Origin of the sequence: Sporosarcina luteola, from assembly GCF_007991495.1 — a bacterium.
GTDB lineage: Bacteria > Bacillota > Bacilli > Bacillales_A > Planococcaceae > Sporosarcina > Sporosarcina luteola.
The window spans coordinates 51203-65119 of sequence record NZ_BJYL01000008.1; the positions used below are offsets into that span (position 1 = coordinate 51203).

Genomic DNA, 13917 nt, shown 5'->3' on the forward strand with positions numbered 1-13917 from the left:
GATTGGTCGAATAAGCGACTCTTAATGTCCCAGCCGCGGTAAAATTAGGTTCCCACGGTCTATTAAAAAAGGGCTCTTAAAGTCCCGTTCACGATAAAATTAGGTTCCTCTGGTCAATTAAAGGGCTCTTAAAGTCCCGTTCGCGATAAAATTAGGTTCCTCTGGTCAATTAAACAGCTCTTAATGTCCCAGCCGCGGTAAAATTAGGTTCCTCCGGTCAATTAAACAGCTTTTAATGTCCCGTTCGCGGTAAAGTTAGGCTCCCACGGTCAATTAAACAACTTTTAATGTCCATGCGGTAAAGGCCGATACTTTCGCTGCTAGGGGCATGTCACCAGACAAAAAAGCCGTATGCAGGTTATTCTGCATACGGCTTTTCAAACATATTAAGCTGCTTCCTCTTCGGTTTCAGCTTCATCTGTTGTTTCTTCCTCAACGTCTACAGCTTCGACTTCGTCATATTCCATAACAACCGCATTTTCAATGACATCAGCAGGAACTTCAATTGTCTTCACAGCATTGAATTGGCTGTAGATGCCTTCGATCAGTTGTGTAATTGTAACTGTCTCGCCATCCATCGACATTGTGATTACTGTTGTGCCAGAGACTGATTGTGGGAATAATGTCGCCTTGTCAAGGACTGTCACTGAGTAGAACTCATCGATGTTGATGTTCAACATTTCAAGGATTGACCCTAGATCGATGTCCTCTGCACCTTCTTCAAGATAAGCTTCAACCGTTTCTTCGGTTACTGCTTCTTCTTCAACAGCTGTAGCATCTTCCTCTGTAGTGGCTTCCTCTTCAGAAGTAGTTTCTTCTACAAGAGTCGCTTCAACGTCAGACACACTGTCGTCATTCAATCCAGGAATTAGACCTGTTATCAAAGACATTGCTTCTTCCATCATTTCTTTGAATTCATCATTCGTCATCGTTTGAACAACAATGTAGACATCGTCGTATTCAAAAACATGAATGCCTTTCATGAATGCTTTCATCATTTCCATTTGTGCCAACGGGTCAGCTTGAGCCATCGTTGCTTCCAACAATCCGTCTGTCAGTTGGGCAGGGAACTTTGTCCACTCATCACCTTCGGTCATGAAGAACCCGTCTTTTGTGAAATAAGACTCAGTTTCAACTTCTTCTTTTTCCTCACCCATGGTCATGGATAATGATTGTTTCATATGCATGCTGATCGGTTCAGTTGTCATGCTCATGTCCATATCCATTAACATGTTCATGGAAAATTCCTCAGAGTCAGCTTCCATTGATTGATCCAATGTCATTTTCGCTGCATAGCTCTTCAAGTCTGCAGCAAGCATTTTTTCAAGGAACGCATCGACGTCTTGTACACGATTTGTCGTAACGTTTACAGTATCCTCGGAAACCGTTACTTCAAATCCTTCCAATGAATTAAGGAAATCGCTTGAAATATAATTCCCGTAATTTCTCAACGTAAGCGGGAATACTTCATTAGTTGCCTCGCCATTTACAGTAATTTGCTGATCAGCAATGCTGAAGTCAAGCGTTAAGTAAGTATTTGTCACATTCAATTTTCCAGGTGCTTCTTTTGTTACTTTGAAACCAGCCTCTTTGAAAAGGTCATCCACTGGGATTAGAATCTTATCTTGTGACATGAATGCGTTCTCATAACCTTCTACCTCTACTCCATCAACGACAAGTTTCATAGCCCCATCTTGAGCAGATGCCGTCATACTTGGCCAAGCGAATGAAAGTACAAACACAAACGCCAAGACCCACGTTGCAAGTTTTCTCAACAACAAAACCCCCTATAAATAGTTAGCCCAAAAAAGCTTGGACATACTACATATACGCAGGGGGGTGGAAAAAGTTTCATAAAATATGAAAACATTATTTAGATTGCATGTCACCATTGAATGCCTAGCTGTTCGGCAAGTTCGGTTGCCGCTACAAGATCTTGGCGCTCGTATGCTTTGGCGAGTTGAAGATAGGGTATCATTTCAGTCTTCCGACCAAGTAATGTGTGTATGATCTCCATAGAAGTTGGCAATAAAGGAAATACATCAGTTGGTTCTCGTTTTAGCAGACGGTCTATAAGAGAAAAAAGTCCAAGCACATAATACGCATCTGTATTGGTTTTCCCGCTTTTAGCGGCGAGCATTTCACACATTTTTGCTCTTTCCAGAGAATAATGAACAAGCGCCTTATGCCAACCATTCTCGTTATCAGCCCCTAATTGGTAAATCATCAAGTACTGCATCCACCTTTTAAATTCCTGTAAACCCATTAATACGATAGCTTGTTTAATGGAAACAACTGTGTTTGCTGGGTTGATGATATAGGAATTCAAATACTTTAAGAGTTTATAGGTTAGTGAAATGTCCCGCATGATCACTGTTGCTATTTCATCAATGTTTGGTTCTTCTTTATTCAATAGTTTAATAACCTCAAAATAGAGCAAGGTTTCTGACGGTAATTTTTCACTTTTCAATACTTCAGGCTTCGCAAAGAAATAACCTTGGAATAAACCATATCCCAATGCTTTTGCCTCTTCGAACTCTTCTTCCGTTTCAACTTTTTCCGCCAGCAGCGTTATATGGGGAAATTTGAGTTTGAGTTCTTCTATTTCCGTTCGTTGCGACAGTGTCGTTGCGATAAAGTCCACTTTAATATAATCGATTAATTGAAATAGCTGATGATACTCTATGTGATGTTTATTCAAAACAAAGTCATCTAGCGCCAATTGAAATCCCGCTTCTTTTAACTTTTTCAGTTTCGATAATAGGGCTGGCGTTATTTCAATATCCTCTAAAATTTCGATAACAATATCTTCCGGTATTAGGGAGTCAAAGATGTCAGTCGAAAGAAGGGAAGATGAAAAGTTGACGAATGTTTTAGTTGCCGTAATTTGTTCGAAACCTGGTGCGAGATACGTATTGACAATAACTCCAATCGTTGCAAGTTCAGGGTTAATGTCTGGAAAAGTATTCTTAGCACTATTTCTATAAAGTAATTCAAATGAAAACAAATTGCCGTTCATATCTAAAATGGGTTGTTTCCCAACGAAGATTTCCATTACTTCACCTCATTAAGTACTTTAAGGGCCCTGGCCTGTGGTTATCGACAAGTTTTCTGGTGTTAATCAAGATCTTATATACTAATAATGTAAACAGTTCATAATAACTATAGTTCATAATAACATAATACTAATTACATAGATAGATGTATTAATATATTCGATTAAACGGAATACACCACTAGTAAGTAATGAAAATTGGAGTACTTTGTTTATAGGTAGTAATGAGGATAAACCAGGTAACTGGCATTGTACTATTGATCGAATGATTAAATGGGCGCTTATTTTACGTAAAATAAATTAGTTGTATTGGACTATACTATAGGAGTATAGTATGACTATCATCTTAGATTGGCAGGAGATTTTTATGATTTGCTTAGAAAACACACCAAATTATGCAGGCGTCTATCTTTCTGGTGATGTCCATGATTTGAGTATGCTTCATGCTTCATTGCTTACAATCATTGGGGAAGAAGGGGAATATGCCGGTTACGATCAATTACGGCATCGGGTCTTAAGACTATGCTCAGATTTAGAGGATGCGATGGTTGGCCAAGGGGAAATGGTCTTTGTCCCGAACGGTATAGACCGAGAAACAATATCTTCTATTACCCTTTCAGAAGTATCCGAGAGTAACGTTAATTTTCAAATGAAAGTACTTTGGCCGGAGTTATTGTTCGTTGGCTTCGTATTAAATGATTACGTCGAACTGGCGGCAAAGCATAAGGCCCACTACTGGGACCCGATACATGCAAATGTGCGCCAATTCCAATCACTGATCGGTGAATGCCTTGAGAAAACGATTGGTTGGGATAAGTTTCGCTTGATCAAAAGCTACCTGACACCTACATTCATCGGATATTATCAAAACTATGTCACGCAATATATCGATTATCTTACTAACAAGTTTTTACGGATGAACAGCGAAAAGCGTCTTGCAAATATAAGCATAGCTGCAAAACGGATTGCCGATAAAGGCGATAGTTATATGAGGATTAAACGCAAAGTAGAAATAGCCTCAATACAGCAAGGCATTGAATGGAAAGAAGTCATCATTGTAGAGAATAATATAGAGGAGATCGAATGGTAATCGGACTGCATAATGCGGTCCTTTTTTTATTTCAGATTCCGAAGTAAAACGCTGTCTATTTAACTGTTAATTTGGTATAGTCGGAGTATTGTAGACTACTAATCTGCAATACAAAAAATGGTAGAGGGAGATGAGAGGTTGAAACGATTTTTGGTTGGGTTTTTAGCATTGTTTATGGCGTTTTCGCTTGCGTTGCCGTATTCTGCGCAGGCGGCCCAGTCGGTTGAGGCTGTCGAAGTTGCTGTAACGACGGAGCTGGATGTCAGTCGTTCGGTATTGTCGTTAACCGAAATTCGGGATGTGACGATTGAGGCTGATTTTGGTCGAAAGGTAGATTTGGAGAATTTGGAACTCCAATTTGGTGGGAAGACGCTAGATGAATGGAAACAGTGGGATGCAGATTCCAAATCGTATTCCGGGAACCCGTTCATTCTCGTAACAAAAGAGCCTTATTATGTCGATGGAACGACGAAGATTGCTGCCGAGTTGGAGTTTGGCTTGCCATTCGGTACGGAAGATTTATCGCCTAGGTCTATCCGGGTTATTTACAAGGAATTGCTTGGGGACTATGAGCTTGCTTTAATTGATGGGGACAATGAAGCAAAAGCAGCGACGACCGTTCAGCTGAATGTGTATGATGAATTCCTTGAATGGGATGAAATCAAACCATCGATTGATCAAATCTTCGAAGAAGCCGGCTCCTTGAATGAACGGTATTTACATTATGAAAGTCCAGGAAAGAGCGTCGAAGGAAAGGACATGCACCTTGTTGTTCTTGCGAAGGATGAAGACGCAGTGACTAACTATTTGGAAAACACATTGCCTGCTGCGCTAGAAACACCTGAAGAATTACTGGCAAAGCTGAAAGATGGAACGCTGGGCGATTACCAAATTCCAATCTGGTTCAATAACATTCATCCAGATGAAGCTGAAGGAATTGATTTCCAAACTGGTTTATTGAAACAATTTGCGTTAGAATCAGAGGTTTCATTCACAACGACTGATGATAATGGAAATGACACAGAAGTGGTACTAAACGTTGACGAAGTACTAGACCATATTATTTTCATTTTCAACTTCTCGCACAACCCAGATGGCCGTGTCCATAATACGCGAGCAAACGTGAACGGTTTTGATTTAAATCGTGATAATGCGTACCAGACGCAAATTGAAACGATTCAGTTGAATCAAGTGATTGCCAAGTGGACACCTCTTGCGATGATGGAGGGGCATGGATATGTGAAAGGGTTCTTAATTGAGCCTGCAACACCACCGCATAACCCGAACTTCGAATATGATTTGCTCATGGAAGGGATGATCCCGCAAGCGCATGCGATGGGACAGGCGGGAATCGGGAATTCTGAGTTAACTTCCTATTTCCTAGCATCCGAAGGGTATAAGGATGGTTGGGATGACATGGGGCCTTCTTACACACCGATTTTCTCCATGCTTCACGGGACGCTTGGGCATACTGTGGAAGTTCCGACGCTTAGTCAAAACGCATATGATGCAATGGTGGGCGCAGGTTTAGGGATGATTAATTATGTATTTGAAAATAAAGATGACTTATTCACGCGGCAGCTTGAAATTTTCAACCGCGGTCTCAATGGGGAAGACAATCGACTTGTGGATCCGCTTCTGACTAATGCAGCAGGGGAGTCCATTGGTAGGGTGCGTGGAGAGCATGAAAACTTCTTCCCGGATTACTATGTGATTCCGATCGACTCTTTCAATCAGAAAAACGTATCGGAAGTTTACAATATGGTCGACTATTTGATACGTAATGGTGTAAAAGTTGAACAAACGACAGATGTCGTCAAGATTGGACCGACGACTTATCCGGAAGGGACGTTTGTCGTTCCGATGAAACAAGCAAAAAGAGGCTTGGCGAACGCGATGCTATACGCGGGGGATGATGTTTCCGATTGGGAAGCGATGTATGATCCGGTCGTTGCCAACTTCCCGGCACTAAGAGGATTCAATATCGTTGATGTGCGCATGAAGGAAGAAGACGTACTGGAAGGAATCACGGCGGAAGTGACGGAAGTGGCAGTCCCAACGAGTGAAGTTGATGAAGGTAAAGCAATGCAAGTATTGAAAAATGTAAACAACGACACGATTAAATTGGTGAATGAACTTCTAAAGGAAGAAAAACACGTTGGAATCGTTCAAGAAGATAAGCATGGCTTCGAAATAGGAGATTTTGTTGTAAGGACGGAAGATATCGCACCGCTTGTAGACAAATATGTATTCGAAGCTACTGCATTGCCTACGTATCGACCGGTCGATACGAAATGGATCGTTGAACCGAAAGTGGCAGGCAGTGGATCGGGACAATTGACATTCTCATTGAAGGAATTAGGCTTTACATTGACAGACGAGGAACAGGCCGACATCGTTGTTTCCGACTCTGCATTGCCTCAGGAACTGACTGGCAAGACATACGTTGGAATTGGAAACAGTGTTTTAAAGGCTGTCCACGAATCGGGATTGCTTGAAGGATTTGAGTACAAGACGACAAAAGGCGGTCATGAAGGACTGGTTAAAACGATGGTTAACACAGACCACCCATTGATGGCTGGCTATCGTCCAGAAGAGCTTTTCTATACAACGAGAGGTTCCTGGATTACTGCCGTTCCAGAAGGAGCGGAAGTGTTGGCGACGGTAAAGGGGACTGACGACTTCTTTGTCGCTGGCTGGTGGCCAGGACATGAAGACGCGAAAGGAAAAATTCTCGCATTCACACAGCAAATGGAAGACACGTCAGTGATACTTTTTGCAAATGACCTGGCATTCAGGGCGCATACGAAACATTCTTATCGCCTGCTTGCAAACAGCATTTTCACAGCGGCGGAAGAAACAACTGCTCCAGAACAATAAAAAATACCCAAAAATATAGGGGCAGATACTCAAGACAAAAAAAAGAATGCCGCCATTGGGGCAGCATTCTTTTTTTGTTGTTATTACTCCACGAATTGTACGTCTTTTAATTTGTAGATACCATCTGTACCGATTGAGAAGCCTTTGATTTTATTGCTGACGCCTGTCAGGTATTCAGTATGGATCAAGTAAGCCATTGGAGCGTCTTCAATTAGGAGCTCTTGGACTTGGTTATAGATTTTGATACGCTCATCCGGATCGGATTCGCGACGGCCTTGTTCAAGAAGTTTGTCGACTTCTGCATTTTCATAGAATGAACGGTTTCCTGGATCACCCTTTTGTGAAGAGTGGAACAACGCGTACATTCCATAGTCCGCATCACCTGTCGGGTTGGACCAACCAAGGATGAACATATCATGCTCGCCATTTGCGGTCTTTTCCAGGTAAGCGCCGAATTCCATTACTTCGATATCCACTTCGATATTCACTTTTTTCAATTCTTCTTGAACGAGAACCGCAATTTGTTGACGTTGTGGGTTGTCATTTGTCCAAATAGTCGTTTTGAAGCCGTCTTCCAACCCAGCTTCGGCTAGAAGTTTCTTCGCTTCTTCCAAATTGTATTCAAGCGGTTTTGCGTCATCATTGAATCCGAAGATTCCAGGTGCAAGAGGTCCTTTTGCAAGTACGCCAAAGCCATCGTATACCCCTTCACTAATATCTTCTTTGTTTATCATCATAGAAATTGCTTTACGGACCTTTGGATCGTTGAATGGTTCTTTTTCTGTATTGAAGCCAAGATACGCAAGACTGGACGATGCTTTTTGGTTGACCTTCGCAAAGTCTTTTGAGTTGATGTCCGCAACTTCATTCGGTTGAATAGGATCCGCGACATGGACATATCCTGTTTCCAAGTCTGCATTACGGACTGCACTTTCTGGGATGACCTTGAAAGTTACAGAGTCGACATGTACTTTGGATCCCCAATAATCATCATTACGGACGAGCTTGATTTCATCACCTGGTGTCCAATTGTCGAATTTGAAATAGCCTGTTCCTACAGGGTTTGTCGAAATGACGGAACCTGCATCCTTACCACTGGCCATTGCATCATAGTCAGCTTCAATGGATTTCGGGCTGACCATTCCGCCTCCGTTATGTGATAGGTGAGCAAGCAAAGGAGCGAATGGATATTCAGTTTTGATTTGTATTGTATGGTCGTCTTTTACGATTACGTCTGTAACCATTTCAAATAGGAAATAGCGTGGTGAAGCTACATCAGGATCAAGGATACGTTCAAGGTTTGCTTTTACGGCATCTGCTGTGAAAGGCTCGCCATCATGGAATGTGACGCCTTGACGAAGTGTGAATTCATAAGTTGTATCATCGATGGCCTCCCATTTTTCGGCTAGACCTTCGACAATATTATTGTCATCATCGCGGTTCACAAGAGTTTCATAGATATTCGCTTGTACTACGGATGACGGTACATCATTGGAACCGGCCGGATCCAATGAAGAGGCATCCGATAAGACCGCAAGCACCAAGTCTCCGCCATCAATTCCTTCCCCTTTGTCTTCATCAATGTCATTGCCTGATCCTTCATCTCCATTAGATGAAGATGAAGATGATCCACCGCCTCCTGAACATGCAGCAAGAATCATTGACAAGGCCAGCGCAAGTACGAACAGCCATTTAAGATTGCCATTTCTCTTCATATTTGTTCCCCCCGTATGTTTTTAACATATTGCAATTCCAACAGATTGCTAGAATATTGCAACAGTCAGATGCAATATAGCATAAAAAACACAGGCGGACAATATGAATTCGGAATAATTTGTTAAAGTGAATTTTAAAATAAATTATCTGATTTCAAATTAACTTGCATATGGAATGGTTGGAACATATATCCAATGCGCCTTGTTCAATGGATATATCATTTTAAAATTATACTATTTAAAATTAAATGAAAATAATGACAAAAAACGTTCCTCAAATAGTTTTTTCATGATATGCTACTGTCAATATACTAATTTACCAGTATCAAACTTTGGGGGAGAGTGTTCAAAATGGTCCAACATACACCAGTAGTGGGAATTGGACAAAAGCGGTCCAGTCCAAGAGTTGAAGCGTACAAAACTTTTTGGCGCAGGCTTCGCAAAAATAAAGCGGCAGTCGTTGGCGGAGTCCTCATATTATTATTTGTTTTGACGGGAATATTCGGACCGTTCTTCACAACAGGCGACCCGAATGCGACACAAATATCTAATAAACTGGCGCCGCCTTCCGGGGAACATTGGTTTGGAACGGATAATTATGGGCGTGATATCTTTACACGGATCATCCACGGCATGGGAATCACAATGAAAGTCGGCTTCCTGTCCGTAGCCCTCGGTGGCACGGTTGGTGTCATTCTAGGCATTTTTTCTGGCTATTATGGAGGTCCACTGGATACGTTCATCATGCGCGCCATGGATATTCTTCTTGCATTTCCTGGAATCCTGCTTGCGCTTGCCATCGTTTCTGTTCTCGGTGGAAGCTTGCAAAACGTTATTATAGCGGTCGGTGTTTTCTCGGTTCCGGCATTTGCCCGAATTGTACGTGGGTCGACATTAACGGTGAGGAAGCTTGAATATATCGACGCAGTGAAAGCGCTTGGTGCGTCAGACGCCAGGATTATTTTCAAACATATTTTGCCGAATGTCCTTTCTCCGATCATCGTCCAATTGACATTGCGGATTGCAACAGCCGTTTTGACAGCAAGTGGACTCGCTTTTCTAGGGCTGGGTGCGAAACCGCCCACACCGGAATGGGGAGCCATGCTCAATGAAGGACGGGCTTATATGCAACAGGCACCGCATCTTGTTTTATTCCCAGGAATCATGATTGTTCTTGTTGTACTGGCTTTTAATATTTTTGGGGATGGGCTCCGGGATGCGCTTGATCCGAAGATGAATAAATGATGGAGGAGGCAGTGAAATGACAAAATTCATAGTAAGGCGCCTGCTCCAGACGATTCCGGTCTTGTTAGGCGTATCCATACTTGTTTTCTCAATGATGTACTTAATACCAGGGAATCCTGCCCAAATGATTGCAGGAGAAGGGGCGTCTCCACAGACCATTGCACAAATCGAAGAGAAACTAGGGCTGAATAAACCGGCACCTGTACAATACCTCAGTTATATGAAAAATGTTGTTCAAGGCGATCTTGGAAACTCGATTAGAAGCGGCCGACCTGTCGCTGATGAAATAAAAGCCCGATTTTGGACAACTGTGGAGCTTTCATTTTATGCAACGATTCTCGCAGTCTTCCTCGGTTTGATAGCGGGTATTATTTCGGCGGTCCGTCATTATACATGGTCCGACGTTTCAATTATGCTTGTCGCCCTTTTCGGTCTTTCCATGCCGAATTTCTGGTTCGGGCTTATGCTCATTCAGTGGTTTGCAATCGGACCGGAATGGATGCCGGAATTCATGAAAATGAGGGCATCCGGGTGGGGGGACGACTGGAGGCAACTATTATTACCTGTTATCACGCTAGGAACAGGTGGAGCGGCGATTATTGCGCGTATGACACGGTCATCGATGCTCGAAGTCATCGGACAGGACTATATCCGAACAGCAAGAGCGAAAGGAATGGGCGAACGGGTAGTTATCTACCGACATGCGCTGAAAAATGCACTTATTCCGGTTATTACGGTTGTGGGACTTGAATTTGGTGGCTTTCTTGGCGGAGCGGTTCTTACGGAAACAATTTTCGCCATTAACGGAATGGGAAGGCTTACGATTGACGCCATCCGGACGAGAGATTTCCCGATCGTCCAAGGAACTGTCCTGATTATTTCATTCCTGTTCGTCTTTGTGAATTTGCTCGTCGATATTTCCTACCGTCTATTAAACAAGCGAATCGATTTGAATTGATACATGTTGGAAAGAGGGGTGTCCAGGATGAATAGTGTTTTATTGGAAGTGGAGGATCTTCGCACAACGTTTTATACAGATGATGCTGAAGTGAAAGCGGTTGATGGCGTCAGTTTCGTGCTGCGAAAAGGAAAGACGCTTGGTATAGTTGGCGAATCGGGATCGGGCAAAAGCATTACGGCGTTATCGATTTTAAAGCTTCTAGCGAATAACGGGAAAATAGTCGGCGGAAAAGTTCAATTTAAAGGGGAGGATCTTCTCACCTATTCGGATAAGAAGATGCGTGACATCCGTGGGAATGCTATTTCGATGATATTTCAAGAGCCGATGACTTCTCTGAACCCGGTTTTCACAGTCGGCCAGCAGATTAGCGAGTCAATCATGAAACACCAAAATCTGTCGAAGAAAGAAGCGCTTGTCAAATCCGTTGAATTGTTGAAGCTCGTCGGAATCCCTTCTCCGGATAAACGGGTAAAACAGTACCCTTATGAACTGTCCGGCGGAATGCGCCAGCGAGTTATGATTGCAATGGCATTGGCTTGCAATCCGGAAATTCTCATTGCGGACGAGCCGACGACTGCGCTGGATGTCACAATTCAAGCGCAAATTCTCAGGCTCATCCGCGATCTGCAAAAGCGACTCGGGATGTCGGTTATTATGATTACACACGATTTAGGCGTTGTTGCGGAAACTTGTGATTCTGTTGCTGTTATGTACGCTGGTCAAGTGGTGGAGTATTCGGATGTCGTGACATTGTTCCAACAACCGAAGCATCCGTATACGATCGGCTTGATGAATTCATTACCAAGACATGATGTCGAGCTCGAGAAACTGGAGTCGATTCAAGGGAATGTACCGAATCCGAAAGAAATGCCTTTGGGTTGCAGATTTGCGCCAAGATGCCCGGCCGCAACCGATCTATGCAGGCGGGAAATGCCGGAATTGATGAAAGATACGGAAGGTAATGATATACGCTGTTGGATTTATTCCGAAAAATGGGAAGGCGAAGCGGAGGTGATCGTCTATGGCGAAAAAAGAATTGCTGAAAGTCGACGGACTGAAACAATACTTTCCGATTAAAGGCGGGATGATGGGGCGAACTGTCAATCATGTAAAAGCGGTCGATGATATTAGCTTTACGATTTACGAGGGGGAGACGGTCAGCATCGTCGGTGAATCCGGCTGTGGAAAGTCAACGACGGGACGCGCAATCCTTCGATTGGAAGAACCGACGGAGGGGACGGTAACGTTTAATGGGCATGAGCTCACTTCATTATCTAAACGGGAAATGAGGAAGTTGCGGAAGGATTTACAAATCATTTTCCAAGACCCTTACGCATCTATCAACCCGCGGCAAACTGTGGCGGATGTGCTGGATGAAGCTATGACGATCCAGAAAGTATTGCCGGCGAAAGAGCGGAGGAAGCGGATCATTGAGTTGCTTGAAACGGTCGGTTTGAATGAATATCAGGCGGACCGGTATCCACATGAGTTTTCCGGCGGGCAGCGGCAACGGATCGGCATAGCACGCGCGCTTTCGGTCAATCCAAAACTTATTATTTGTGACGAGGCCGTTTCGGCACTTGACGTCTCCATACAAGCCCAAGTGTTGAACTTGCTGCAAGAACTGCAGAAAGACTTTAAGTTGACGTATTTGTTCATTTCACATGATTTAGGTGTTGTCCGGCATATTTCTGACCGCGTCATCGTCATGTATTTAGGGAAAATCGTCGAGATTGGCGACAAATATTCGATTTTCGAAAATCCGAAGCACCCATACACGAAGGCGCTATTATCCGCGATTCCGGTTCCGGATCCGACACGGGAGAAGAAGCATATCGTATTGACAGGGGACGTGCCCTCGCCAATTGATCCGCCAACCGGCTGCCGTTTCCACACACGTTGCCCGTTTGCACAGGAGAAATGCAAGGTAGACGTTCCTGAATTGTCAACACACGCCTCTATGATCAACGGTCACGAAGCTGCCTGTCATTTCGTCGAAGAAATCGAGAACGGCACACTGCAAGCGGAAGGATTTGAAGAAGCTGTCTTTTAATGAACAAAATAATGACCACCTATTTGAGAAGGGAAGACCTTCTCGGATAGGTGGTTTTTAAGTCCTGTCAAACTCCGGTTTTATCGAATGAGCCATAAAACGTTGCGCTTATTCCTAACTCACTCCGCTACCCCGAACCCTTCAGGGTATACCGTAGTACCAAAAACCTCTCCCGTTTCTTCGTCCACTTTGTTCACTTTTACTTCAAGCTCATCAATGTCGGTACGATTGTAAATCTGGTACAGTATTCCTTGAATGCCAAGACGGGGGACAAGCGACTCCTGGCCGTATAAAGCAAAGCCTTCCTGATTCACAGTTAAAGTAAACTCCGACAAATTATCGTTATACTCAATATTCTTAACGTCCCTATAACTCTCCCGATTAAGCACTTGATCAACAAGCTCAGCCACATCGTTTTTCATGTCTTCCAACATTTCCGCATGCTTCGCTTCAGACATCTTGTACGTGATGGACCCGTCATTATTCTTCGTTACATCATCAATGCCATCCTCTTTCGCCTTCGTAATGATATCATCAACGTTTGCGCCAATAAGCAAATCAGCAGTAATCGTAACCTCGACATTTTCTTCAGCTGTAACTTCTTCAGTCTCCGTGACATCGTCAGTTCCAACTGTTTTTATTTCAGCTACATCATCGCTATCGCTATCCTTCGACGAACAGGCAACCATGGTGAACGATGCCAAAAGCGCTACTATCAAAACTCCACTCAATCTCTTCATTTCTTCATCTCCTTTTATTTAATCTACCATACAAATGGAGACCTTTTTGTAGGAATTAAAAACAGGTGATTCGCAGCATACTGTGCACTCGGAGCAAAGAACTAGTCTTAGTGGATTTCGAAAATAAATTTAGTTATGGTCCTGTAACGGATGAATGAACGAGAAATAACATGCTTAC

At 43.2% G+C, this 13917-nt stretch carries 10 protein-coding genes; 6 read left to right on the forward strand and 4 right to left on the reverse strand.

Annotation, left to right across the window (positions count from 1 at the left end; translation table 11 throughout):
• Positions 1–386: 386 nt before the first annotated feature.
• Together SLU01_RS03615 and SLU01_RS03620 are read right to left on the reverse strand one after the other, a co-directional pair.
• Positions 387–1775, reverse strand: coding sequence for a DUF6612 family protein (locus SLU01_RS03615; RefSeq protein ID WP_147055445.1), 1389 nt, complete (start codon positions 1773–1775; stop codon positions 387–389).
• Between the two features lie 110 nt (positions 1776–1885).
• Positions 1886–3055, reverse strand: a complete 1170-nt coding sequence (locus tag SLU01_RS03620) for an EAL and HDOD domain-containing protein (RefSeq protein WP_147055447.1) — start codon at positions 3053–3055, stop codon at positions 1886–1888.
• Between the two features lie 334 nt (positions 3056–3389).
• Here SLU01_RS03620 and SLU01_RS03625 point away from each other — a divergent pair, with 334 nt between their 5' ends.
• Together SLU01_RS03625 and SLU01_RS03630 are read left to right on the forward strand one after the other, a co-directional pair.
• Entirely contained in the window at positions 3390–4145 is a 756-nt protein-coding gene (locus SLU01_RS03625) for a DUF6904 family protein (RefSeq protein ID WP_147055449.1), read from the forward strand.
• Between the two features lie 138 nt (positions 4146–4283).
• A complete protein-coding gene (locus SLU01_RS03630) occupies positions 4284–7025 on the forward strand; it encodes a M14 family metallopeptidase (RefSeq protein WP_246110857.1) in 2742 nt (913 codons plus the stop codon).
• A gap of 83 nt (positions 7026–7108) precedes the next feature.
• Here the strand turns inward: SLU01_RS03630 and SLU01_RS03635 are convergent, their stop codons facing one another.
• Positions 7109–8740: a glutathione ABC transporter substrate-binding protein gene (locus SLU01_RS03635; RefSeq protein ID WP_147055453.1), complete on the reverse strand. Its 1632-nt coding sequence runs from the start codon at positions 8738–8740 to the stop codon at positions 7109–7111.
• A gap of 351 nt (positions 8741–9091) precedes the next feature.
• Between SLU01_RS03635 and SLU01_RS03640 the strand changes: the two genes are divergently transcribed.
• The 4 genes from SLU01_RS03640 to SLU01_RS03655 are packed head-to-tail and all read left to right on the forward strand — an operon-like array spanning position 9092 to position 12999.
• Positions 9092–9985: an ABC transporter permease gene (locus SLU01_RS03640; RefSeq protein WP_147055455.1), complete on the forward strand. Its 894-nt coding sequence runs from the start codon at positions 9092–9094 to the stop codon at positions 9983–9985.
• Between the two features lie 16 nt (positions 9986–10001).
• On the forward strand, positions 10002–10943 hold the full coding sequence (locus SLU01_RS03645) for an ABC transporter permease (RefSeq protein ID WP_147055457.1): 942 nt from the start codon (positions 10002–10004) through the stop codon (positions 10941–10943).
• Between the two features lie 27 nt (positions 10944–10970).
• Positions 10971–12023 carry an ABC transporter ATP-binding protein gene (locus SLU01_RS03650; protein ID WP_147055460.1) on the forward strand — a complete coding sequence of 351 codons (1053 nt, stop codon included), beginning with the start codon at positions 10971–10973 and terminating at the stop codon, positions 12021–12023.
• Positions 11968–12999: an ABC transporter ATP-binding protein gene (locus SLU01_RS03655; RefSeq protein WP_147055462.1), complete on the forward strand. Its 1032-nt coding sequence runs from the start codon at positions 11968–11970 to the stop codon at positions 12997–12999. The genes SLU01_RS03650 and SLU01_RS03655 overlap by 56 nt, the downstream gene beginning before the upstream one ends.
• Positions 13000–13118: 119 nt before the next feature.
• Here the strand turns inward: SLU01_RS03655 and SLU01_RS03660 are convergent, their stop codons facing one another.
• Positions 13119–13739 (reverse strand): hypothetical protein, encoded by a 621-nt coding sequence (locus SLU01_RS03660; RefSeq protein ID WP_147055463.1) that lies wholly within the window; start codon positions 13737–13739, stop codon positions 13119–13121.
• Positions 13740–13917: the final 178 nt, after the last annotated feature.